Source organism: Paraburkholderia sp. CNPSo 3274, from assembly GCF_024206475.1.
Classification (GTDB): Bacteria; Pseudomonadota; Gammaproteobacteria; order Burkholderiales; family Burkholderiaceae; genus Paraburkholderia.
This window is the reverse complement of record NZ_JAMBPR010000070.1, coordinates 1-24,531: the sequence shown is the minus strand read 5'-3', so window position 1 is coordinate 24,531 and position 24,531 is coordinate 1. Positions and strand designations below refer to the sequence as shown.

Below are 24,531 nucleotides of genomic sequence, written 5' to 3'. Positions count from 1 at the left end.
GCTCCTCGGCCGTTATTCAGTGGAAGATCGGGCAACCTTCCACTGCGCGCTAGCCGCCGTCACCAGCGCGATTTTTCGAAGCTTGTACTTCGCCTTCTGTCCTGCGACTTCTGTACTTAGAAGCTGCCGAGGAACCAGTCCTTCATGCGTGAAAAGACCTGGCCCATCGACCCCGACTGCACTGCAACCTTGCGCCCGCGCATGCGCTGCGAGCGGCCTTCAACGAGCAGGCCCATCGCCGTCGAGTAGCGCGGATTGCGCACCACGTCGGCCAGACCGCCCGCGTATTCCGGCACGCCTATGCGCACCGGTTTCAGGAAAATGTCCTCGCCCAGCTCCACCATGCCCGGCATCATCGCGGCACCGCCAGTGAGCACAACACCCGAGCTCAGCAGTTCTTCGTAGCCCGACTCGCGCACCACCTGCTGCACGAGCGAGAAAAGCTCTTCCACGCGCGGCTCGATCACGGCGGCGAGCGCCTGGCGCGACAGCGTGCGCGGACCGCGCTCGCCAAGACCCGGCACTTCGATCATCTCGTCCGGATCGGCGAGGGCCTGCTTGGCGATGCCGTAGCTCACCTTGATGTCTTCCGCGTCGGGCGTGGGCGTGCGCAGCGCCATGGCGATGTCGCTCGTCACCTGGTCGCCCGCGATCGGAATCACCGCGGTATGGCGAATCGCGCCTTCGCTGAAGATCGCGATGTCGGTCGTGCCGCCGCCGACATCGACGAGCACCACGCCCAGCTCCTTCTCGTCCTCGGTCAGCACCGCCAGCGACGAAGCGAGCGGCTGCAGAATGAGGTCGTTCACTTCGAGGCCGCAGCGGCGCACGCACTTCACGATGTTCTGCGCCGCGCTCACCGCGCCCGTCACGATATGCACCTTCACTTCGAGGCGGATGCCGCTCATGCCGATCGGCTCGCGCACATCTTCCTGGCCGTCGATGATGAATTCCTGCGTGAGGATATGCAGCACCTGCTGGTCGGTCGGGATGTTGATCGCCTTCGCCGTTTCGATCACGCGCGCGACGTCTGCCTGCGTGACTTCCTTCTCCTTGATGGCGACCATGCCGCTCGAGTTGAAGCTGCGAATGTGGCTGCCCGCAATGCCGGTGAATACGTTAGTGATCTTGCAGTCGGCCATGAGTTCCGCTTCTTCGAGCGCTCGCTGGATAGACTGCACCGTGGCCTCGATGTTCACCACCACGCCCTTCTTGAGACCTTTTGATTCGCTCTGGCCGAGACCGATCACTTCGTAGTGGCCTTCGCCCTTCAATTCGGCGACGACGGCCACCACCTTCGACGTCCCGATGTCGAGGCTGACCAGCAGATCCTTATAGTCTTTACTCATATCGTGCTCGTTGCGTGTGATGTCCTGTTACTTCTTGCCCGGAGCGGGCGTGTCACTGATGAAGCGCATGCCGGCCGCCCTTATCGCAAAACCGTTCGGATAACGCAAGTCCGCGTATTCGATCTCTTTGCCCCAACGTTGCGTCACCGCCGACCATGCCGCGATGAGGCGGTGCGAACGCTCGCTCAGTGTGTCGGCGTTACGCTCGCGGCCCAGCTCCACCTGCATGCCGTTCGAGAGCTTCACCGTCCATGCGTAACGCGACGAGAGCGTCACTTCGTCGGCCGTGAGCCCGAGCGGTGCGAACCACTTCTCCAGGTCGCGGTAGCGCGCGACCACTTCGGGCGCAGTGCCGTCGGGCCCGTCGAACGCGGGCAACTCTTCGTCGAGTTCGCCCTGATTCGCCGTGAACAGCTCGCCGTCCGTGCTCACGAGCTGATCGCTGCCCCACGTTCCCAGCGGTTTGTACTCTTCGAGCGTGACAGCCAGTGCGTTGGGCCACACGCGACGCACGCTCGCGTGACGCACCCACGGCATCTGCTCGAACGCGGCGCGCGCCGTATCGAGATCGACCGTGAAGAAGTTGCCCTTCAGCCGGCCGACCACGCTCGCACGCACCGTCGGCGAGTTGATGTGCTCGGTGTCGCCCTCGATGCGGATCTCTCGCAGCGTGAAGTTCGGCCGCTGCACGAGCCAGTAGCAGCCAGCCGCCAGCAGCGCGAGCGCGAGCAGCGCGTGCAACGCGTTGGCGGCAAGATTGAGCTGGCGTACGTTATTCCACATTTCGAGATTGTCGGTTCAATACAGGTTCGGCAATTCGTCGGTCAGAGATTCATTAGGGGTTCAATCTTTCAGCGTCTGTGCCAGCACGCGCACCACGAGATCGCGATACTCGATGCCTACCGAGCGCGCGGCCTTCGGCGGCAGCGAGTGATCGGTCATGCCCGGCGCCGTGTTCACTTCGAGGAAGTACGCGTTGCCAGCGCCGTCCATCATGAAATCGGCGCGGCCCCAGTCGGTGCAGCCGAGCACGTCGAACGCGCGGCGCGCGAGCTTCTTCAGTTGCGCTTCCTTCTCGGGCGCGACGCCACAGGGAATCAGATACTGCGTCGTGTCGAGGATGTACTTCGCGTCGTAGTCGTAGAACTCACCCGCCGGCACGATCTTGATGATCGGCAGATCGAGGTCGCCCGCGATGCACGCGGTGTACTCACCGCCGCCTTCGATGCTCTTTTCCACCAGCACGATCTTGTCGAACTTCGCGGCTTCTTCGAGCGCCGGCACGAGATCGGCTTCGACCTTCACCTTGATCACGGCCACGCTCGAGCCTTCGCTCGCGGGCTTCACGAAGAGCGGCAGGCCGAGCTTCGCGACGATCTGCGGCGCGCACGCCGCGTAGTCGTCCCCGCGCAGCACCGCTTCGAACGGCGGCGTGGGAATGCCGAGCTGCTGCCACACGAGCTTGCTGCGGAACTTGTCGAGCCCGAGCGCGGAGCCGAGCACGCCCGTGCCCGTATAGCGAATGCCGTAGAAGTCGAGCGCGCCCTGGATCTGGCCGTTCTCGCCATAGCCGCCGTGCAGCGCGTTGAACGCGCGCACGAAACCTTCATCCTTCAATGCCGAAAGCGGGCGTTCGGACGGGTCGAACGGATGCGCGTCGATGCCGGCGCTCTGCAGCGCCTGCAGCACCAGCGTGCCCGACTTGAGCGATACCTCGCGCTCGGCGGACACGCCGCCGTACAAGACCGCCACCTTGCCGAACTGCTTCGGGTCGAATTTCGGATCGATACTGCTCATGTCGCTCACGCCTTCTGTTCCTGGGCTGCGATCCGGCCCGGCACACCGCCGATCGAACCCGCGCCCATCGTAATCACCACATCGCCGTCGCGCACCACTGCTGCAAGCGCCTCCGGCACTTCATCCACGGTCTCGACGAACACCGGCTCGACCTTGCCCGCCACGCGAATCGCGCGTGCGAGCGCGCGGCCATCCGCTGCGACGATCGGCGCTTCGCCAGCCGAATAGACATCGGTCAGCACGAGCGCGTCGACGGTCGACAGCACGCGCACGAAGTCTTCGAAACAGTCGCGCGTACGCGTATAGCGGTGCGGCTGGAACGCCAGCACGAGACGGCGCTCGGGAAACGCGCCGCGCGCCGCTGCGATCGTCGCTGCCATTTCCACCGGGTGATGGCCATAGTCGTCGATCAACGTCCAGGCGCCGCCGCCGTTGACGGGAATCTCGCCAAAACGCTGAAAACGACGGCCCACGCCGTTGAATTCCGCGAGCGCGCGTTGAATATCGACGTCCTTTACTTCAAGTTCGGTCGCGATCGCAATCGCGGCGAGCGCGTTCTGCACGTTGTGCGTGCCCGGCAAATTCAGCACGATGTCGAGCGACGGCGCGTCTTCGCGCATCACCGTGAAGTACATCTTGCCTTCGCGCGCGACCACGTTCACCGCGCGCACCTGCGCATCGGACGCGAAGCCGTAGCGGATGATCGGCTTCGAGACGAACGGCAGAATCTCCTTCACGTTCGGGTCGTCGACGCACAGCACCGCAATGCCATAGAACGGCAACCGATGCGTGAACTCGATGAAGGCCTGCTTCAGGCGCGCGAAGTCGTGCCCGTAGGTGTCCATGTGATCGGCGTCGATGTTCGTAATGACTTCGATCACCGGGAACAGGTTCAGGAACGATGCGTCGGATTCGTCGGCTTCCGCCACGATGAAGTCGCCCGTGCCGAGGCGCGCGTTCGCGCCCGCACTGATCAGACGCCCGCCGATCACGAAGGTCGGGTCGAGTCCGCCCGCGGCCAGCACGCTCGCCACGAGCGAGGTCGTGGTGGTCTTGCCGTGCGTGCCCGCGATCGCGATGCCCTGCTTCAGACGCATCAGTTCCGCGAGCATCACGGCGCGCGGCACGATGGGAATGCGGCGATGGCGTGCCGCGAGGACTTCGGGGTTGTCGCTGCGCACCGCGGTCGAAACGACCACGGCATTCGCGCCTTCGATGTTCTCTTCGGCATGGCCGATCGCGATGCGCGCGCCGAGCGCGGCGAGTCGATCGGTGACCGCGTTCTTCGCGAGGTCCGAGCCGCTTACCTGATAGCCGAGATTGACGAGCACTTCGGCGATGCCGCTCATGCCCGCGCCGCCGATGCCGACGAAATGGATATGTTTGACGATGTGTTTCATTGCTTTCCTCCCGCACTTACGCCCGCCACGGCCGCGCAGATGCGCGCGACCTGATCGGCGGCGTCGGGTTTCGCGAGCGCGCGAGCGCGCCCGGCCATTTCCGCCAGCGATGTTCTGGTCTGATGCCGCAACCAGTCGGCGAGTCCTTCCGCCGTCAGGTCGCGTTGCTGCACCACCAGCGCTGCATCCTTGTCGGCAAGGAACGCGGCATTGGTGGTCTGGTGGTCGTCCACGGCGTAGGGGAACGGCACGAAGCATGCCGCCACGCCCACGGCCGCGATTTCGGCCACCGTCATTGCGCCCGAACGGCAGATCACGAGATCCGCGTTCCGGTAGGCGCTCGCCATGTCGTCGATGAACGGCACGAGCTGCACCGTGTCGTTCAGTTCGAGTCCGGCGTCGAGATAGTTTTGACGCAAGGCGTCGATGTGTTTCGCGCCCGCCTGATGCACGATGTACGGACGCTCTTCTGGCGCAAGCAGCGACAGCGCGCGCGGCACGACTTCGTTGAGCGCCGTCGCGCCGAGACTGCCGCCCACCACGAGCACGCGCAGCGGACCGCTGCGCGCGGCGTACCGCGCCGCCGGTGCGTCGACGTGTTCGAGCGCCTCGCGGATCGGGTTGCCGGTCCACTCGGCGTTTGGCAACGCGCCCGGAAACGCTACGAGCACGCGCTTCGCCAGCTTTGCGAGCACCTTGTTCGCGAGACCCGCAATCGAATTCTGTTCATGCAGCACGAGCGGACGGCCCGAAAGCGCGCTCATCACACCCGCCGGGAACGTGATGTAGCCGCCCATGCCGAGCACGACGTCGGGCTTCACGCGGCGCAGCGCCGCAAGGCTCTGCGTGCAGGCGCGCAGCAGGTTCAGCGGCAGCATCAGCTTGGTCTTGATGCCCTTGCCGCGCACGCCGCCAAAGCGCACGTATTCCATCGTGATGCCGTGCTTGGGCACGAGCGTCGCTTCCATGCCTGCGGGATTGCCGAGCCACACCACGCGCCAGCCCCACTGCTCCATGCGATGCGCGACGGCGAGCCCCGGGAACACGTGCCCCCCGGTGCCGCCGGCCATCACCATGAGCGTGCGCGTTGCTGCGGTCATACCTTGCCTCCGCGCATCAAGACCCGGTTCTCATAATCCACACGCAACAGCAGCGCCACCGCGATGCAGTTCAGCAAGATGCCCGAGCCGCCGTAGCTCACGAGCGGCAGCGTGAGACCCTTGGTCGGCAACAGACCCAGGTTCACGCCCATGTTGATGAAGGCCTGCGCGCCGAACCACACGCCAAGCCCCTTGGCGACGAGGCCCGCGAACGTGCGGTCGAGCGCGAGGGCCTGGCGGCCGATCTCGAACGCGCGGCGCACGATCCAGTAGAACAGCAGGATGACGACGAGCACGCCGACGAAACCGAGTTCCTCGCCGATGACGGCAAGAATGAAGTCGGTGTGTGCTTCCGGCAGATAGTTGAGCTTCTCGACGCTGCCGCCAAGACCCACGCCGAACCACTCGCCGCGACCGAACGCGATGAGCGAGTGCGTGAGCTGGTACGCCTTGCCCTGCGCGTAGCGGTCGTCCCACGGATCGAGGTACGCGAAGATCCGCTCGCGGCGCCACGGCGACGCCCACACGAGCAGCGTGAAGGTGCCCACTGCCGTGGCCACGAGGCCGCCGAACAGCTTGCCGTTCACGCCGCCGAGGAACAGCACGCCCATGGCGATCGCGGCGATCACCATGAATGCGCCCATGTCAGGCTCGAGCAGCAGCAGCGCGCCGACCACGCCCACGGCGAATGCCATCGGCAGGAAGCCTTTCGCGAAGCTATGCATGTACTCCTGCTTGCGCACCGTGTAGTTCGCCGCGTAGATCGTCACGGCGAGCTTCATGATTTCCGACGGCTGCATGTTCGTGATGCCGAGCGGAATCCAGCGACGCGCGCCGTTCACGCCCTTGCCGATGTGCGGAATCAGCACGACCACCAGCATGGCGAGCGCAATGAGAAAGAGCTTCGGCGCGTAGCGGTCCCAAGTGGAAACGGGAATGCGGAACGCGACGAGCGCGGCGACCGTGGCGATCGTGAGTGAGACGATGTGGCGCACGAGAAACGCCCAGTCGCGGTACGAGGCGTACTTGGGTGAATCGGGCATGGCGATCGAGGCCGAGTAGACCATCACGACGCCAAGGCCGAGCAGCGCGATCACGGCCCACAGGAGCGAGTGGTCGTAGTCGAGCATGCGCGAGCGGCCGGGACGTACGCCGTTGACGACGCTCGCAAGACCGCCCGAGCGCGCGCCGCCCGACGAACCGCCGGCCTGACCGTCTTCGCGCGAGAGGCGCGCACCGAATCGCTCGGACCAGCTCATATCATCGTCCCCCGTTCTGCGGCGATTTCTTCCACCGTGTCGTGGAACACGGCCGCGCGATGGGCGTAATTGCGGAACATGTCGAGGCTTGCGCAAGCGGGCGAGAGCAGCACGACGTCGCCGGGTTGCGCGAGCGCCGTCGCCGCGCGCGTGGCTTCTTCGAGCGTCGCGTGGTCGCTCATCGCAATGCCGGTTTCTTCGAGCGCCGCGCGGATCTTCGGCGCGTCGCGGCCGATCAGCATCACGGCGCGGCACCAGCGCGCAACCGGCGCTGCGAGCGGATCGAAGTCCTGGCCCTTGCCGTCGCCGCCAGCAATCAGCACCGCGCGCTGCGCGAGACCGTCGAGCGCCGCAACCGTCGCGCCGACGTTCGTGCCCTTGCTGTCGTCCACGTAGTCGATGCCCTCGATCGATGCGATCAGCTCCACGCGATGCGGCTCGCCGCGATACTCGCGCAGTCCGTGCAGAAGCGGCGCGGGCGCCAGGTCGATCGCGCGCGTGAGCGCGAACGCCGCGAGCGCGTTGGCTGCGTTGTGCAGGCCGCGAATGCGCAGGGCGTCGGCGGGCATGAGGCGCTTCATGCCGAGATTCACCGGCGCCGCTTCCTGCTGCTTGCGGCGACGCGGGGACACAGGCACGTCGGCCGCGTCGAGATCGTGGGCCTGCACGAGCCACTGCATGCCGTTCTCGCGCAACAGACCCAGGTCGCCGTCGTTCTCAGGCTCGTTCAGGCCGAAGGTCACAACCTTTGCGTTGCCACTCGCCTTCACGCTCGCGAGCGACATGACGCGCGCGTCATCGCGGTTGAGCACGCGCGTCGTGCGCGGCCCGAAGATGCGGCCCTTCGCGGCCGCGTAGGCGTCGAGGCCGCCGTGCCAGTCGAGATGGTCCTGCGTGATGTTGAGGACCGCTGCGGCGTCCGGCTCGAACGTGTGCGCCGTCTCCAGCTGGAAGCTCGACAGTTCGAGCACCCAGACGTCGGGCAGCGCGGTGTTGTCGATGGCGTCGGCGAGCTTGTCGAGCATGGCCGGGCTGATGTTGCCCGCCACCGCCACGCGCTTGCCCGCGCGCTCGCAGAGCATGCCTGTGAGGCTCGTCGTGGTGGTCTTGCCGTTCGTGCCGGTAATGGCGAGCACCTTTGGTGCGTAGCCGCTCTCGCCGAGATGGCGCAGCGCCTGCGCGAAGAGTTCGAGCTCGCCCCACACTTCGATGCCGCGCTCGCGCGCCGCCGCGATCAGCGGCACGAGATCTTCGGCGAGCGGCGAGAGGCCCGGGCTGATTGCGACGAGTTCGACGCCGTCGAGCAGCGCCGTCGAGAACGGACCACCTACGAAATCGGCGTCGATGCCACGCGCGGCGAGTTCGGGAAGATTGGGCGGCGCTGCACGCGAATCGGCAATGCGCAGGCGGCAACCATGCCGCGCGCACCAGCGCGCCATCGCGAGACCCGATTCCCCGAGTCCCAGCACGAGCACCATCGGCTTATGCCGATCCCGAAACTTCTCGCCAAACATCGCTTGCTTCCCTTGATTGCTTAAAGGCTCAACGCAGCTTGAGCGTGGACAAACCGATCAGACACAGCATCAGCGTGATGACCCAGAAACGCACGACAACCTGCGTTTCCTTCCAGCCAGACAGCTCGAAATGGTGATGCAGCGGCGCCATCTTGAAGATGCGGCGCCCTTCGCCGTAACGCTTTTTCGTGTACTTGAACCAGGTGACCTGCAGCATCACGGAGAGCGTCTCCGCGACAAAGATGCCGCCCATGATGAAGAGCACGATTTCCTGACGCACGATCACCGCAATGGTTCCAAGCGCGCCACCGAGTGCGAGCGCGCCCACATCGCCCATGAACACCTGAGCCGGATACGTGTTGAACCAGAGGAACGCGAGCCCTGCCCCGCCCATCGCCGAACAGAAGATGAGCAGTTCGCCAGCTCCGGCAATGTGCGGAAAGAGCAGATACTTCGAGTAGACCGAACTGCCCATCACATAGGCGAACACGCCGAGCGACGCGCCGACCAGCACGACCGGCATGATCACGAGACCGTCGAGGCCGTCGGTGAGATTCACGGCGTTGCTCGCGCCGACGATCACGAAATACGTGAGCGCGATGAAGCCCCACACGCCGAGCGGATAGCTGATCGACTTGAGGAACGGCAGCAGCAAGTCGGCGCGCGCGGGGAGACCCATCGAAAGGCCGCTACGCACCCACGCCATAAAGAGATCGAACACACGCACGTTGCTCGCCTCGGACACGCTGAACGCGAGGTACACCGCAGCGAACAGACCGATCACCGACTGCCAGAAGTACTTCTCGCGCGAAGACATGCCGCGCGGGTCCTTGTAGACGACCTTGCGATAGTCGTCGACCCAGCCGATCGCGCCAAAGCCGAACGTGACGAGCATCACGATCCAGATGAAGCGGTTCGTGAGGTCGCCCCACAGCAAGGTGGAAACCGCGATGCCCAGCAGAATGAGCACGCCGCCCATGGTGGGCGTGCCGGACTTCACGAGGTGAGTTTGCGGGCCGTCCGTACGCACGGCCTGGCCGACCTTCATCGCGGTGAGCTTGCGGATCACCCACGGGCCGAGAAAAAGCCCGATCGCCATCGCGGTGATGGTGGCCATCACCGCACGGAACGTCAGATAACTGAACACGCGCAAGAAGCTTGCGTCATTCTGCAGCCATTGCGCCAGCGCCAGTAGCATGCCTTGTATTCCTTCGTATTTCAGTGCGCACCGGACTTGGCGTCCGGTGCAGGGTTTTGCGGATTCGTGAGCGGGTTTGTCAAAGCCGCCACCACGCGTTCCATCTGCATGAAGCGCGAACCTTTCACGAGAATCGTTGCGCCAGCGCCGTAACCGGCGCCAGCCAGCGCGCGCACGAGTTCGCCCACGTCCGCGGCATGCAGCGCCTGCGCGCCGAACGCCGCCGCGCTGTCACGCGCTGCGTCGCCGAGCGTATAGAGCGCGTCGATGCCGCGTTCCTTCGCGTAAGCGCCCACCTCGCGGTGAAATGCGGGGCCGTCGTCGCCGACTTCGCCCATGTCTGCGAGCACGAGCACGCGCGGCGAGTTGCGCGAAGCCAGCACGTCGATCGCCGCACGCACCGAATCGGGATTCGCGTTGTAGGTGTCGTCGATCACCGTCGCGCCCGTGAGTTCGCCAAGCGCCGCGCGCTTCACCTGCAAGCGGCCCTTTACCGGCTCAAACGCCTCGAGCCCGCGGCCAATCGCTTCGAGCGATACGCCCGACGCAATCGCCGCCGCCGTGGCCGCGAGCGCGTTGTGCGCGTTATGCGCGCCCAGCGCCTTCAACTCCACTTCGAGATGGCCTTCCGGCGTCGCGATCGCGAGACGGTTGCCCCCCACCTTGTCAACGAGCTTGCCGGTGACTGCCGCTGCAACCGCACTCGTATCCGTATGCAGCGCGAAGTCGAGAATGCGCGAACCCGTAGCCGCCACGCGCCAGATGCTCGCGTAGGCATCGTCAGCGGGAAACACCGCGACGCCCGTGGGCTTGAGCACGTGAATCACGCTCGCATGCTCGAGCGCGACGGCTTCCACCGTCGCCATGAATTCCTGATGCTCCCGTTGCGCGTTGTTCACCACCGCGACCGTCGGCTCAGCGAATTTCGCGAGCAACTCGGTCTCGCCCGGGTGATTCATGCCGAGTTCGACCACCGCCAGCCGATGTGCGTCGCTCAAGCGCAGCAACGTTAACGGCACGCCGATGTCGTTATTGAGGTTTCCGGTGGTCGCGAGACGCAAATTTTCACCAACGGCCGCCGCGAAGATCGACGCGATCATTTCCTTGACCGTCGTCTTGCCGTTGCTGCCCGTCACGGCGACGAGCGGCATCGAGAAGCGGCGGCGCCAGCCGAGCGCGAGTGCGCCGAGCGCCGTACGCGTGTCGTCCACGCGCAGCGCGGGCATGCGCCAGTCGCCGGGGCTGCGCGAAACGAGCGCCGCGCTCACGTGGCGGTTCGCGACCTCGCCGAGAAAGTCGTGCGCGTCGAAGCGGTCGCCCTTGAGCGCGACGAAGAGATCGCCGGGGCCCGTGGTGCGGCTGTCGGTCGAAATGCGCTCGAACGTTGCGTTCTCGTCGCCGAGTACGCTCGCGCCGGGAATCAGCGCCGCGGCTTCCCGCAGGGAAAGCATCGTCATTCACCACCTCCGCGCCCGTGCGTGACACGGGCGGCGAGTGCAAGCCGCGCATGGTCCTGGTCGGAGAACGCGCGCTTCTTGCCCATGATTTCCTGGGTCGCCTCGTGGCCTTTGCCGGCCAGCACGACGACGTCTTCGCGCGCCGCGCCGCGCACCGCCTGCAGGATCGCGCTCGCGCGATCCTCGATGCGGCGCGCCTTCGCGGCATCGCGCATGCCTTGCGCGATCTGCTCGATGATCGCGGCCGGCGATTCGCTGCGCGGGTTATCGCTCGTCACGACGACCTGGTCGGCGATGCGTTCCGCGATCGCCCCCATGAGCGGGCGCTTGGTCGCGTCGCGATCGCCGCCGCAGCCGAACATGCAGATGAGCTGGCCGCCGCGTGCGGCTGCCATCGGGCGCAGTGCTTCGAGCGTTTTTTCGAGCGCGTCCGGCGTATGCGCGTAGTCGATCACGACGAGCGGCTCGTCGTGATCGGCGCGGCCGCCAAGACGCTCCATGCGGCCGTTCACCGGCTGCAGCTTCGAGATCTCGTTGAGCGCCGCGGCGAGCGGTACGTTCGCCGCAAGCAGCGCGCCGAGCACGCCGAGCAGATTGCTCACGTTGAAGAGGCCGAGAACATGCGCCTCGACTTGCGCCTCGCCCCACTCCGACGTTTCCAGATGGAACGCCGTGCCGGTGGCAGTCGCTCGCACGTCGTTCGCGCGCAGCCACGCGTCGGCAACGGGTGCGTCGGCGGCGGGCGTCGCCACGCTATACGCAATCGTGCGAGCCTTGCCGCGCGTAGCGGCGATCAGGCGGCGGCCCGCTGCGTCGTCGGCGTTGATGATCGCGGCGCGCAGGCCCGGCCATGCGAACAGACGCGCCTTCGCGGCCTCGTAGGCCTCGAACGTGTGGTGATAGTCGAGATGGTCCTGCGTAAGATTCGTGAAGACGGCGATGTCGAACGAGGTACCGTTCACGCGGCCCTGATGCAGCGCGTGCGAGGAAACTTCCATCGCAATAGCCTGTGCGCCAGCACTGCGCAATTGCGCGAGGCTGCGTTGCAGTTGCGGCGCGTCGGGCGTGGTGAAGCCCGTATGCGCGAGCTGGCCCGGAAAACCCGTGCCCAGCGTGCCGACGATCGCGCACTTCTGGCCGATGGCCGTGAACGCCGAGGCGATCCACTGGCTGCACGACGTCTTGCCATTCGTGCCGGTCACGCCGACCACGAGCATGGCATCGCTCGGGTCGCCATACCAGCCGCTTGCGATTTCCCCCGCGAGCACGTCGAGCTGCGGCACAGCGAGCGCAATCGACGCGTCGAGCGTTTCGCCCGCATACCCTTCCGGCTGATACAGCACGGCTGCGGCGCCACGCTCGATCGCATTGACGATGTGCGGGCGGTTGTCCGCGCCCTCGACGGCGTAGGCGAGAAACACGTCGCCCGGCTTGAGCGAGCGCGTGTCGGCGTGCAGGCCGGCTGCGGGCGCGACGTGCGCGCGCAGCCATACGAGCGCGTCCGCGATCTGCCGGTGCGCGGGATGCTGGGTGCGCGTGGCGCTCATCGGACGACTCCGGGTCGATTTTTTGCGTTGTCCGCGACGGTCATGTGATGCGCGGCTGCGGCGCTTTTCGCGGCGGCCGCGTTCGCCACGTGCTTCACAGGCGTAGCTGGCGCGTTCGCGACGGCCGGGGCCGAGGCGCCGGCGGCGCTATTGTCTTCGACGACGAGCTGCTTCACCGGCATATCCGGCGGGACGTTGAGCGAGCGCAGCGTATCGCCGACGATGCCCGAGAACACCGGACCCGACACCGCGCCGCCGAAGTGGCTGCCGGCCGTCGGTTCGTCGACCGTGATGGCCACGACGATGCGCGGATTGGGCATCGGCGCCATGCCGACGAACGACGCGCGGTACTTCGAATGATCGTAGCCGTGCGGGCCATGCTTGTACGCCGTACCGGACTTGCCGCCCACGCGGTAGCCGGGCACGGCGGCGTCGGGCGAGGTGCCGTCCTTCGACACCACGCTCTCCAGCATCGTGCGCACTTCACGCGCCGTGGTAGGCGCGAAGACCTGGGTGCCCTGCACCGGCTGCGTATCGCCGGGGTGGCGGAAGATCGTCACAGGCAGAATCTGGCCGTCGTGGGCGATCGCCGTGTACGCGCGCGCAAGCTGGAACAGCGAAACGGAGAGGCCATAGCCGTAGGACATCGTCGCCTGCTCGATGCGGCGCCAGCTTTTCCACGGACGCAAACGGCCAGCCGCCGCGCCGGGGAACCCGACCTTCGGCGCCTGACCGAGACCGATGCTGGTGTACATGTCCCACATTTCTTCGGGCTTGAGCGTCATCGCGATCTTGGTCGCGCCGATGTTGCTCGACTTCTGGATCACGCCACCGACCGTCAGGACGCCGAACGCCGCGTCGTCGGTGATGGTCGCGCCGTCGAGCGTGAAGTGGCCCGGGCCCGTATCTACCAGTGTACTCGGCGAGACGCGGTGCAGATCCAGCGCGAGCGACACCGTGAAGGGCTTCATGATCGAGCCTGGCTCGAACACGTCGGTGAGAATGCGGTTGCGCAGCTGCTCGCCCGTGAGGTGCGAGCGGTCGTTCGGGTTGTAGGTCGGATAGTTCACGAGCGCGAGCACTTCGCCCGTGCGCACGTCTACCACCATCGCAGCGCCGGCCTTGGCCTTGAACTTCTCGACGGCGGCTTTCAGGTTCGAATAGGCGATGTACTGAATCTTGCTATCGATCGACAGTTCGACGTCCTTGCCATCGTGGGGCACGACCGTTTCGTCGACGTCCTCGACGATGTGGCCCATGCGGTCCTTGATGACGTGGCGAATGCCCGCCACGCCCGCGAGCACCTTCTGGTCCGACAACTCGACGCCTTCCTGGCCTTCGTCCTCGACGTTGGTGAAGCCGATCAAGTGCGCGGTGACGTCGCCTTCCGGATAGAACCGCTTGTATTCGTTACGCTGATAAACGCCGGGAATATCGAGCGCCGTGACTTTCTGCGCCACGTCGAGCGGCACCTGGCGCTTCACGTAGACGAACGTCTTGTCTTCGGAGAGCTTCGCGCGCAGCTCTTTCGTGTTCATGCCGAGCAGCGTGCCGAGCTGGTTGAGCTTATCGGCGCCGAGATCGTCGGGCACGGCTTCGGGAATCGCCCAGATCGCGCGCACGGGCAAACTCGTGGCGAGCACGAGACCGTTACGGTCGAGAATCTTGCCGCGCGTCGCCGGCAACTCGATCGTGCGCTGGTAGCGGCTTTCGCCCTGCTTCTGATAGAACGCGTTGCCCGGGCCCTGAATCCAGAACGCGCGCGCGGCGAGCGCGACGAACGCCATGAATAGCAGGAACACGACGAGCTTCGAGCGCCACATCGGCAGGCGCACGGAAAGAATGGGGTTGGCGCTAAAGGCTACGCTCTTGCGGCGATTGTCCTTTTTCATCGCGTGCCTCCGCGACGGGCAGGCGTGGGCGCGGCGCCCTGTGGGGGCGCCGAGGTTGGCACGGGTGCGTCGACGGCGGTTGCGCTGCCGGGCGCGAGCGTCAGATATTGCGTGCGTCCGGTCGTGACGGCCTGCATCTTGAGCGAGTCGGTGGCGATCTGTTCGATGCGCGACGTTCTCGACAGCGCGCTCTGCTGATATTGAAGCTGTGCGTAGTCCTGCTGGAGCTGATGCTCCTGCGACTGCGCGCGTTGCAACTGGATGAAGATCTGGCGCTGCTGATTGGTGGCGTTCACGACGGAAAGCGCGCACCCCATGACGACGATCAGCAGGAAGATGTTCAGACGATTCATGGCGTGACGCGCTCCGCGGTGCGCATCACGGCCGAGCGGGCGCGCGGGTTCGCGGCGACTTCCTCGTCGCTCGCGAACACGCGGCCGAGCAGCTTGAGCGGCGGGCTCGGCAGGTCGACGGCGCGGATCGGCAGGCGGCGGTCCACCGCCGGCGCGCTCGCGTGCGCCTGCATGAACCGCTTGACGATCCGGTCTTCGAGCGAATGAAAGCTGATGACCACCAGCCGCCCCCCCTGTTCCAGCAACGACAGTGCTGCTTCTAGAACGACCTGCAGCTCCGCAAGCTCTTGATTGACGTGAATCCGTATAGCTTGAAAGGTGCGGGTTGCCGGGTCCTTACCCTTCTCACGGGTTTTGACGACGTTAGCCACGATTTGGGCAAGCTCGCCCGTGCTGTCGAGAGGCCCGAGACGGTCGGACTCTGCCCGGCGAGCAACAAGCGCCTTTGCAATCTGAAAAGCAAACCGTTCTTCCCCATAATCCCGAATTACCTCCGTCAGTTCCTGCACCGTGGCCCGAGCGAGCCAGTCAGCGGCGGACTCGCCGCGCGTCGGGTCCATCCGCATGTCGAGCGGACCATCCGCGCGGAAACTGAAACCGCGCTGCGGATCGTCGACTTGCGGCGACGACACGCCAAGGTCCAGCAATATTCCCGACACACGCCCTACCCCGCGCGACGCGAGCTCGTCGCGCAGCGAAGCAAAACTCTCATGCACGATCGAAAACCGCGCGTCGCCGACGGTTTGTGCCGTCGCGATCGCCAGCGGGTCCTTGTCGAACGCGATCAGGCGCCCGGCCTCGCCGAGACGCCCGAGGATCGCGCGACTATGCCCGCCGCGGCCGAACGTGCCGTCCACATAGACGCCGTCCGCGCGCGTGACCAGCGCGTTCACCGCTTCGTCGAGCAGCACCGTGCGATGCTGCAGTCCCTGTCCCATCGCAGATGCCATAGCTTTTTGAACCGCGATCAGAACGTGAAATTTTTCAAGGCGTCGGGCATGCCCTGCGCCATCGCCGCCTGTTCCTTGGCGGCGTAGGTCTGCGCATCCCACAACTCAAAATGACTACCCATGCCAAGCAGCATGACTTCCTTTTCCATTCCTGCTGCCAGACGCAATTCAGGTGAGACGAGCACGCGGCCGGCACTGTCGACATCGACGTCGGACGCATTGCCCAGAAAAATGCGGCGCCACCAGTGCGCATCCATCGGCAAGGCGGCGACCTTCGAGCGGAACACCTCCCATTCGGGGCGCGGAAATAGCAACAGGCAGCCGTCCGGGTGCTTGGTGATCGTCACCCGTCCTTCTGCCTGTTGTTGCAGCGCTTCACGATAGCGAGACGGAATCGACATCCGTCCTTTCGCATCGAGTGTTAGCGCCGACGCCCCCTGGAACAATTTGCGCCCCCTAATGCGGCGCTTTTCGCCGCCCACCTAAATCTCGGAAAATCTACCTGAATACGCGCCTGAAATCACACAAAAATACACTTTCTCACACTGTCTCCCACTTTAGAGGAACGCCCAACGAGGGTCAAGGGAGACCGGACGTTTTTTGACGAAATTTATCCGCTAGAACAAGGACTTAGCGGCACTTGTTGAAGTCGGGACAAAAACCAAAAACCGTTATGAATGAATGAGCTAACGCAGGTTCTGAAGGTGATACGTGAAAAGCGCGGCGATAAACGGCCTATGGCGGGATCGAGCGGGGGGCTGGCGGGGATTAAAACCGGGGGCTGAAAGCTCTGAAAGATTAATCCGGGTTTGGGCCGACAGCGATTGCCGGCCCTGCCCATTAATCAGATGTAGTAGGCGGTGCGCGTCATGACTTTCGATGCTACACGCATTAGCGAACGTACCGGCAGAGGCAATTCGACTCCGCCGAGATCGGTGGCCGATTTCGCGTGCGAGATTTCGTCGGCGCGCATTTGCTCGACGACCGCGCGCGATTCGAGATCGGCGGGCGGTAGGCTGTCGAGATGGCTGTCGAGATGGTGCTCGACCTGACGCTCGGTTTCCGCCATGAAGCCGAGGCTCACCTTGTCGCCCAGGCGGCCGGCGGCCAAGCCGATCGCGAGCGCGCCCGCGTACCAGAGCGGATTAAGCAGGCTCGGGCGCGAGTCGAGCGCCTGCAGCCGGCGCGAGGTCCACGCAAGGTGATCCTCTTCTTCGCGCGCGGCCTGCTCGAAGGCAGCCTTGAGCGAGGGCGAGCGCGCCGAGATTTTCTGCGCCTGATACAGCGCCTGCGCGCAGACTTCGCCCACGTGATTGACTCGCATGAGGCCGGCGGCGTGCGTGCGCTCGGCGGCCGTGAGCTCGCTGCCGGCTGGTACGGCATCGCCCTCGGGCGTCACTTCGATGGTAACGGGGGAAGGCTGCGGCATCGGACGCGTCATGCGCGACACGCCGGTGAGAGAGCGCAGGCCCCGGTCGAATTCGGTAATCAAATCATCTAGCGTCATCCAGCCTCCCTTTCGTTTCGTTGGCGAGCCCGATTTGTCGCTCGCCCGGACTGCCCTTTCATCACTACACAAACTCACGGACATCCGTCAATCCGGGGCAGCGCCGATAGATAGCCGCACATTCTAGACCATGTTGTGTAAACGAAACAGGTACTTAGCGAGGCCCTGGCTTTTCCTTTGTGACTATTAACCCTTTTGTTACATTACGTGCAACTTCTCGCGAAGTTCGAAGGACAGGACCCCGCACTATAAAAAACTGGTCCTGTTAAAAGACGCAAAAGATTCGCAAACACTGGAGATCATTCAATGAAGAAGTCGCTTCTCGCGCTGGCTGCGCTGGGCGCGTTCGCGGGCGTTGCTCACGCTCAGAGCAGCGTCACGCTGTACGGCATCATCGACGAAGGTTTCAACATCAACACGAATTCGGGTGGCCATCACCTGTACAACTTGTCGAGCGGCGTTCTGCAAGGCAGCCGTTTCGGCCTGCGCGGCGCTGAAGACCTCGGCGGCGGCCTGAAGGCAGTCTTCGTGTTGGAAAACGGCTTCGACGTGAACAACGGCAAGCTCGGCCAGGGTGGCCTGCTGTTCGGCCGTCAAGCGTACGTCGGCCTCTCGAGCTCGCAGTTCGGCACGGTCACGCTGGGTCGCCAGTACGATTCCGTCGTCGACTATGTCGGCCCGCTCGAAGTAGGCGACCAGTGGGGCGGCTACATCGCAGCTCACCCGGATGACCTCGACAACTTCAACAATGCCTACCGTACGAACAACACGATCAAGTTCACCAGCGCGAACTACGCTGGTCTGACGTTCGGCGGCACCTACAGCTTCGGTGGCCAGGCTGGCAACTTCACGGGTAATCAAATCTGGTCGTTGGGCGCTGGCTATAACAACGGCCCCCTCGTTCTCGGCGTTGGCTACCTGAACGCACGCACGCCGTCGGCTTCTGGCGGTATGTTCAACACCGGCAGCACCCCGACGACGCCGCCGGCCGCAGCGGTGAGCAGCTCGACGACTCCCGTGTATTCCGGCTTCCAGACGGCCAACACGTACCAGGTCATCGGTGCAGGTGGTGCATACACGTTCGGCGCAGCAACGTTCGGCCTGACGTACTCGAACGTCAGCTTCCGCAACCTCGGCGCTGTCGCGATCAACGGCACGCCGGCTTACCAGCGCGGCGCGAACGCCACGTTCAACAACGTCGAAGCGAACTTCAAGTACCAGTTCACGCCGGCCCTGCTCGCAGGCTTCGCGTTCGACTACACGGACGGCCGCAGCGTCGCCCTGGCGAACGGCTCGAGCAACAGCGGCGCGAAGTACTTCCAGTACGCGCTGGGCACGGACTACTTCCTGTCGAAGCGCACGGACGTCTACCTGATCGGCGTCTACCAGCACGCTACGGGCACGAACTCGAACGATGTCGCAGCTGTCGCTTCGATCAACAACCTGACCGCGTCGTCGACCAACAACGTGTTCACGGCTCGCGTCGGTATCCGTCACAAGTTCTAAGAAGAACAGTCGCTGTAATCTCGAAGGCGCCTCCGGGCGCCTTTTTTCTTTGGTGCGTTTTGTCGTTTCGCCACAGTGCGCACGCCCCCCAAAAAAAAACGGCCTGCCCTCGATGTGCAGGCCGCTTTTCGCATGTGACTCGCCAGCCTTTCGCTTCGTTTTTGCGTTTTCAGGCGCGACCGTCGCGCAGCTCTCGGCGCAGGATCTTGCCGACATTGCTCTTGGGTAAGTCGTTGCGGAACTCGATGATCTTCGGCCGCTTGTAGCCGGTGAGCTGCGTCTTGCAGTACTCGAACACGTCCTTGTCGGTGAGCGCCGGGTCTTTCTTGACGATATAGAGCTTCACCGCCTCGCCCGAATTCTGGTCCGGCACGCCCACCGCCGCCACCTCGAAGACACCCGGCAACTTGGCCACGACATCCTCGACTTCGTTCGGGTAAACGTTGAAGCCCGAGACCAGAATCATGTCCTTCTTACGGTCGACGAGCTTGATGTAGCCGCGCGTGTTCATGATACCGACGTCGCCCGACTTGAAGTAGCCGTCCGGCGTCATGACCTTCGCCGTTTCTTCGGGGCGCTGCCAGTAGCCCGCCATCACCTGCGGCCCGCGGATGCAGATTTCGCCGGCCTCGCCAATCGGCAGCTCGTTGCCGGCGTCGTCGCGAATCGAGATTTCGGTGGAAGGCAGCGGCAAGCCGATCGTGCCGGTATATTCCGTCGCCGTGACCGGGTTGCAGGTCACGCTGGGCGAGGTTTCCGAGAGGCCATAGCCTTCGACGATCGGCGTATGCGTGCGCTCGTACCAGCGCTTGGCCACGGCTTCCTGCACCGCCATGCCGCCGCCGTTTGCAACGAGCAGGTGCGTGAAGTCCAGATTGCCGAATTCCGGATGATTGAGCATCGCGTTGTAGAGCGTGTTCACCGCGGGGAAACACGTGATCGAGTAGCCGCGCAGTTCCTTGATCATGCCGGCGATATCGCGCGGATTCGGAATCAGGATCGCGAGACCGCCGGTGCGCAGCGTCAGCAACCCGCAAACGGTCAACGCGAACACGTGATAAAGCGGCAGCGCCGCGACCGTCACCGGTTGCGTTCCGGACGGCAATTTCGCAAGCGCGGGCTCGGTCCATGCCGCCGACTGCAGCACGTTGGCGATCAGGTTGCTATGCAGCAGCGTCGCACCCTTGGCCACGCCGGTCGTGCCGCCCGTGTACTGAAGGAAGGCCACGTCCTCGGGCGTCTGCTCGACGCGCTTGAAGCCTTTGCGCGCACCTTCGGCGAGCGCATCGTTGAAGCTCACGTGGCCAGGCAGGTTCCAGGCGGGCACCATCTTCTTCACGCGCCGCACGACGAAGTTGACGATAAAGCCCTTCGCGCCAAGGAGGTCGCCCATCGCCGCGACCAGCACGTGCTTCACGCGCGTATTGGCGACGACCGCGCTCACGGTCCCGGCGAAATTCTCGAGGACGACGATTGCCTCGGCGCCGCTGTCCTTCAACTGGTGCTCGAGTTCGCGCGGCGTGTAGAGCGGGTTCACGTTCACGACGACGTATCCCGCGCGCAGCACTGCGGCGAGCGCGACCGGATACTGGAGCACGTTGGGCATCATGAGTGCGATGCGCGCGCCACGTGCGATGCCGCACGACTGGAACCACGCGGCCAGTCGCTGGGAGAGTTGGTCCAGCTCGCCGTAGGTGATCGTCTTGCCCATGCAGGCGAACGCGGGCTTTGCACGGAATTCGCTGAAGCTCTCCTCGAGCAGCGCAGTGATGGACGCGTAACGGCTCGCGTCGATTTCAGCGGGAACGCCGGGCGGGTACGATTTCAGCCAGACTTTTTCCATGCAGCGTCTCCTCCTTGGTTTTTCGAATGGTCGTGCTAAAAAGTTGGATCGTAGCATGGCGACCCAGTTTTTATGTCAGCAAATCAGCGAGTTAGAAAGGCCCCTCGAACGCGCGTTGCGGGGCCGCTAGCGGTGTGGTGAGGCGCTTTCAGGCGCGCTCGACCTCGACGAGGCAATCGTAGAAGGTCGCCGAGCCGCCAAGGTCGGTGAGCGCCTGGCTCGTCACCTCGTTGGCGTTGCGCCCGTCCGGCGCAAGCTTCTTCCACCAGATCGACAGGCCCACCACGAGACCGCTGCGTGCCCGATCGGTCACTCGCGCCCGCGCGCGCATCGAGCCGCGGTCGTTGAACACGCGAACCTCATCGCCGTCGGCAATCTCGCGGTGGGCGGCGTCCGCCGGGTGGAGGTCCACGTGCGGCTCCCCTTCTGTCGCGCGCAGGCTCTCCACGTTCACGAAGGTGCTGTTCAGGAAGTTGCGTGCAGGCGGCGAGATCATCGCGAGCGGATAACGCGCGGCGAGCTCGGGCGAGCCGTCCGCCGACTCGTGCGGCGGCAGGTAATCGGGCAGCGGATCGAGCCCGGCCTTCGCAAGCACCTCGCTATGGAACTCGCACTTGCCCGTGGGCGTGCGAAAACCGCCGTTCGCGAACGGCGCTTCGGCAATGTTCAGCTTCAGCCAGCCTTCGCGCTTGAGCGCGGCCCAGTCGGCGCCGCCCAGCGCGGGATCGCTCCAGTCGAATGCGTGGGCCGCCACGTCTTCATCGCTTTCGAACAGCGCCGGCTCGGTCAGGCCCATCGCACGCGCGATGGAACGGAAGATTTCGGTATTCGGCCGCGCCTCGCCAACGGGCGAGATGGCAGGCAAATTCGCCATGACGTGCGTGTGGCCGTAGGACTTGTGGACGTCGAGATGTTCGAGCTGGGTCGTGGCAGGCAGCAGCAGGTCGGCGTAGTCGGCAGTATCGGTCTGGAACTGCTCGAGCACGATAGTAAAGAGGTCCTCGCGCGCAAAGCCAGCCGCGACCTTCGCCGACTCGGGCGCAACCGCAACCGGATTCGAGTTGTAGACGACGATCGCTTCGACCTTCGGCCCGAACGCGGCGTCGCCTGTGTGCGTGAGCGCGTCGCCAATCTGGTTCATGTTGACGATGCGCGGCTGATGCTGCGGCCAACCCGGGATCAGATCCGGACGCTGGAGCGCGTTCGCATCGACAGGGGCCCAGCCCGACGACGAAAGCAGCACGCCGCCCGCGCGTTCGCGCCACGCACCGGTCAACGCGGGCAGGCAGGCGATGGCGCGCACGGCGTTGCCGCCGCCGCGCACGCGTTGCAAGCCATAGTTCATGCGAATCGCGGCCTTGCGCGTCGAGGCGTAGAGGCGCGCGAGATCGACGACGACCTGCTCCTCGATGCCGCAGATCCCGGCGACGCGCGCGGGCGTGTAGGTGAGCGCACGCGCCTTCAGCGCGTCGAAGCCGTGCGTATGGGCCGCAATGTAATCGTGATCGAGACGGTCCTCGGTGATGAGCACGTGCATCATGCCGAGCGCGAGCGCGCCGTCCGTGCCGGGCTTGAGCGCAATGTGCTGATGGCACTTCTCGGCCGTCAGCGAGCGATAGGGGTCGATCGCGATCAGCTTCGCGCCGTTGCGTTTCGCTTCTTGCGCGCGGGTCCAGAAGTGCAGGTTCGACGCGATCGGGTTGGCGCCCCAGATCAGGATCACTTCGCTTTCCGCGAAATACTCGGTGAGCATGCCGAGGCTCGAGCCGAACGTATAACGCAGGCCGGCGGCGCCCGCCGCCGCGCAGATCGCGCGCTCGAGGCGCGATGCGCCGAGCTTGTGAAAGAAGCGCTGGGCGATGCTATCGCCCTGAACGAGTCCCATCGTGCCGGCGTAGCTGTACGGCAGGATCGCTTCGGGCGCGCGCTGCCCGATTTCGCCGAGGCGTTCGGCTGCAATGCGACAGGCTTCGTCCCAGCTGATCGGCTCGAAATGCCCTTCCCCCTTGCGCCCCACACGCTTCATCGGCTGCGTCAGACGCTTCGGATGATGGACACGCTCGGCATAGCGGGTCACCTTCGTGCACAGCACGCCTTGCGTGGGCGGGTGGTCTGGGTCGCCGCTCACCTTGACCGCCCGGCCCTTTTCGACGGTCACGCGCATCGCGCAAGTATCGGGACAATCGTGCGGGCAAACTGCACGCGCAAATTCGGTTGGGGCGTTCATCGGAAATCCGTGGGTGAGGCGTTCTGTCGTAAGTGCGATTTTATTATGTTCGGCGCGCGCGCCCTGTACGCACTCTGTAGGTAGGCGCGAAAAAAAAGGTTCGGCGTAGAATGGTCCGTCTAGACCCGGCTTATTTTGGAGACGAAGGCCGGGCACCCACCTTTTGAGCACCGTCCGCCATGAAACTGATTCCGGAAATCCAGGCCGCCCAAGGCGAAATTCAGGGCCTCCGACGAACGATCCACGCGCATCCCGAACTGCGCTACGAAGAAACCCAGACCTCCGACCTCGTTGCGGCGCAGCTCACAGAATGGGGCATTGAAGTGCATCGCGGTATGGGCAAGACCGGTGTCGTCGGCGTGCTCAAACGCGGCACCGGCAAACGTATGGTCGGATTGCGCGCCGATATGGACGCGTTGCCGATCCAGGAGCTCAACACGTTCGATCATCGCTCGCGCAACGAAGGCAAAATGCACGCGTGCGGCCACGACGGCCATACGGCGATGCTGCTTGGCGCTGCGCAATATCTCGCGCGGCACGGACAGTTCGACGGCACGATCGTCTTCATTTTCCAGCCCGCCGAAGAAGGCGGCGCCGGCGCGAAAGCCATGATCGAAGATGGCCTCTTCAAACAATTTCCTGTGGACGCCGTTTTCGGCATTCACAACTGGCCGGGCATGCCGGCTGGCTCCTTCGGCGTGACCGAAGGGCCGATTATGGCGTCGAGCAATGAATTCCGCATTGAAATCAAGGGCGTAGGTTCGCATGCGGCGTTGCCGCACAATGGCCGCGATCCGGTCTTTACGGCGGTGCAGATCGCGAATGGGTTGCAAAGCATCATCACGCGCAACAAGAAGCCGCTCGATACGGCCGTGCTCTCGATCACACAGATTCACGCGGGCGATGCGGTCAACGTGGTGCCGAATACGGCCTGGATCGCGGGAACGGTGCGTACCTTCACGACGGAAACGCTGGATCTGATCGAATCGCGACTGCGCAAGATCGCCGGGAGCACGGCTGAAGCGTACGACTGCTCGGTGGACATCACCTTCCATCGCAACTATCCGCCGACGGTGAACAGCAGCGCGGAGGCGCAGTTTGCCGCGGAGGTCATGCGTGAGGTGGTCGGCGCCGATCACGTTGACGCGAACGTCGAGCCGACCATGGGCGCCGAGGACTTCTCGTTCATGCTGCTGGAGAAGCCCGGCTGCTACGCGTTTCTCGGCAACGGCGAAGGCGGCCACCGGGATGCAGGACACGGCGCAGGCCCTTGCATGCTGCACAACGCGAGCTATGACTTCAACGATCAACTGCTGCCGGTGGGGTCGTCGTTTTGGGTGCACTTGGCGACGAAATTTCTCGCTCAGCAGTAATTCGGCGCAGTAACGCAAAAAGCCGTCCAGAGGACGGCTTTTCTGTTTCCTGCATTGCGTGTCGCGTTCTGCCTTTTATTTCCCACGCGCCCAAACGCCAGAACCCCGGCTCTCTTTCGGAGACACCGGGGTTCTGGACGTTACAGCATAAGGAGCCTGACGATTACCTACTTTCACACGGGCAATCCGCACTATCATCGGCGTGGAGCTGTTTCACGGTCCTGTTCGGGATGGGAAGGGGTGGGACCAGCTCGCTATG

19 protein-coding genes and 1 rRNA gene are annotated in these 24,531 nt (G+C 64.4%); 2 read left to right on the top strand and 18 right to left on the bottom strand.

Annotation, left to right across the window (positions count from 1 at the left end; translation table 11 throughout):
- Positions 1–116: 116 nt before the first annotated feature.
- From ftsA to coq7, 15 genes are all read right to left on the bottom strand, one after another.
- On the bottom strand, positions 117–1,349 hold the full coding sequence (ftsA, locus tag M3I54_RS34330; RefSeq protein ID WP_028207794.1) for a cell division protein FtsA: 1,233 nt from the start codon (positions 1,347–1,349) through the stop codon (positions 117–119).
- A gap of 27 nt (positions 1,350–1,376) precedes the next feature.
- Positions 1,377–2,132 (bottom strand): cell division protein FtsQ/DivIB, encoded by a 756-nt coding sequence (locus M3I54_RS34325; RefSeq protein WP_254343845.1) that lies wholly within the window; start codon positions 2,130–2,132, stop codon positions 1,377–1,379.
- A gap of 60 nt (positions 2,133–2,192) precedes the next feature.
- On the bottom strand, positions 2,193–3,146 hold the full coding sequence (locus M3I54_RS34320; RefSeq protein ID WP_254343928.1) for a D-alanine--D-alanine ligase: 954 nt from the start codon (positions 3,144–3,146) through the stop codon (positions 2,193–2,195).
- A 5-nt stretch (positions 3,147–3,151) separates the two neighbouring features.
- Positions 3,152–4,546, bottom strand: coding sequence for a UDP-N-acetylmuramate--L-alanine ligase (gene murC / locus M3I54_RS34315; RefSeq protein ID WP_254343844.1), 1,395 nt, complete (start codon positions 4,544–4,546; stop codon positions 3,152–3,154).
- A complete protein-coding gene (gene murG, locus M3I54_RS34310; protein WP_254343842.1) occupies positions 4,543–5,646 on the bottom strand; it encodes an undecaprenyldiphospho-muramoylpentapeptide beta-N-acetylglucosaminyltransferase in 1,104 nt (367 codons plus the stop codon). The genes murC and murG overlap by 4 nt, the downstream gene beginning before the upstream one ends.
- Complete coding sequence (gene ftsW, locus M3I54_RS34305; RefSeq protein WP_254343840.1) at positions 5,643–6,905, bottom strand: putative lipid II flippase FtsW; 1,263 nt, start codon at positions 6,903–6,905, stop codon at positions 5,643–5,645. The genes murG and ftsW overlap by 4 nt, the downstream gene beginning before the upstream one ends.
- On the bottom strand, positions 6,902–8,419 hold the full coding sequence (murD, locus tag M3I54_RS34300) for a UDP-N-acetylmuramoyl-L-alanine--D-glutamate ligase (RefSeq protein ID WP_254343839.1): 1,518 nt from the start codon (positions 8,417–8,419) through the stop codon (positions 6,902–6,904). The genes ftsW and murD overlap by 4 nt, the downstream gene beginning before the upstream one ends.
- Before the next feature lie 28 nt (positions 8,420–8,447).
- Positions 8,448–9,617 carry a phospho-N-acetylmuramoyl-pentapeptide-transferase gene (gene mraY, locus M3I54_RS34295; RefSeq protein ID WP_028207787.1) on the bottom strand — a complete coding sequence of 390 codons (1,170 nt, stop codon included), beginning with the start codon at positions 9,615–9,617 and terminating at the stop codon, positions 8,448–8,450.
- A gap of 20 nt (positions 9,618–9,637) precedes the next feature.
- Positions 9,638–11,074, bottom strand: a complete 1,437-nt coding sequence (murF, locus tag M3I54_RS34290; protein ID WP_254343838.1) for a UDP-N-acetylmuramoyl-tripeptide--D-alanyl-D-alanine ligase — start codon at positions 11,072–11,074, stop codon at positions 9,638–9,640.
- Entirely contained in the window at positions 11,071–12,621 is a 1,551-nt protein-coding gene (locus tag M3I54_RS34285) for a UDP-N-acetylmuramoyl-L-alanyl-D-glutamate--2,6-diaminopimelate ligase (RefSeq protein WP_254343837.1), read from the bottom strand. The genes murF and M3I54_RS34285 overlap by 4 nt, the downstream gene beginning before the upstream one ends.
- A complete protein-coding gene (locus tag M3I54_RS34280) occupies positions 12,618–14,513 on the bottom strand; it encodes a penicillin-binding protein 2 (RefSeq protein WP_254343836.1) in 1,896 nt (631 codons plus the stop codon). Before M3I54_RS34280 ends, M3I54_RS34285 begins: the two co-directional genes overlap by 4 nt.
- A complete protein-coding gene (gene ftsL, locus M3I54_RS34275) occupies positions 14,510–14,866 on the bottom strand; it encodes a cell division protein FtsL (RefSeq protein ID WP_254343835.1) in 357 nt (118 codons plus the stop codon). The genes M3I54_RS34280 and ftsL overlap by 4 nt, the downstream gene beginning before the upstream one ends.
- On the bottom strand, positions 14,863–15,816 hold the full coding sequence (gene rsmH, locus M3I54_RS34270; protein WP_254343833.1) for a 16S rRNA (cytosine(1402)-N(4))-methyltransferase RsmH: 954 nt from the start codon (positions 15,814–15,816) through the stop codon (positions 14,863–14,865). The genes ftsL and rsmH overlap by 4 nt, the downstream gene beginning before the upstream one ends.
- A 17-nt stretch (positions 15,817–15,833) precedes the next feature.
- Complete coding sequence (gene mraZ / locus M3I54_RS34265) at positions 15,834–16,262, bottom strand: division/cell wall cluster transcriptional repressor MraZ (protein WP_028207782.1); 429 nt, start codon at positions 16,260–16,262, stop codon at positions 15,834–15,836.
- Between the two features lie 398 nt (positions 16,263–16,660).
- A complete protein-coding gene (coq7, locus tag M3I54_RS34260) occupies positions 16,661–17,323 on the bottom strand; it encodes a 2-polyprenyl-3-methyl-6-methoxy-1,4-benzoquinone monooxygenase (protein ID WP_254343831.1) in 663 nt (220 codons plus the stop codon).
- Positions 17,324–17,629: 306 nt separating this feature from the next.
- On the opposite strand from coq7, the gene M3I54_RS34255 reads away from it, so the two are divergent.
- On the top strand, positions 17,630–18,829 hold the full coding sequence (locus M3I54_RS34255; protein WP_254343828.1) for a porin: 1,200 nt from the start codon (positions 17,630–17,632) through the stop codon (positions 18,827–18,829).
- A 169-nt stretch (positions 18,830–18,998) separates the two neighbouring features.
- Here the strand turns inward: M3I54_RS34255 and M3I54_RS34250 are convergent, their stop codons facing one another.
- Complete coding sequence (locus M3I54_RS34250) at positions 18,999–20,672, bottom strand: long-chain fatty acid--CoA ligase (RefSeq protein ID WP_254343826.1); 1,674 nt, start codon at positions 20,670–20,672, stop codon at positions 18,999–19,001.
- A gap of 148 nt (positions 20,673–20,820) precedes the next feature.
- The gene (locus tag M3I54_RS34245; protein ID WP_254343817.1) at positions 20,821–22,899 is read right to left on the bottom strand and encodes a molybdopterin-dependent oxidoreductase; all 2,079 of its coding nucleotides are present in this window, start codon (positions 22,897–22,899) and stop codon (positions 20,821–20,823) included.
- Positions 22,900–23,078: 179 nt separating this feature from the next.
- Here M3I54_RS34245 and M3I54_RS34240 point away from each other — a divergent pair, with 179 nt between their 5' ends.
- Positions 23,079–24,272: a M20 aminoacylase family protein gene (locus tag M3I54_RS34240; protein WP_254343815.1), complete on the top strand. Its 1,194-nt coding sequence runs from the start codon at positions 23,079–23,081 to the stop codon at positions 24,270–24,272.
- 154 nt (positions 24,273–24,426) lie between these two features.
- Here M3I54_RS34240 and rrf read toward each other — a convergent pair.
- Positions 24,427–24,531: ribosomal RNA gene (gene rrf, locus M3I54_RS34235) — 5S ribosomal RNA — on the bottom strand; the annotation flags it as partial.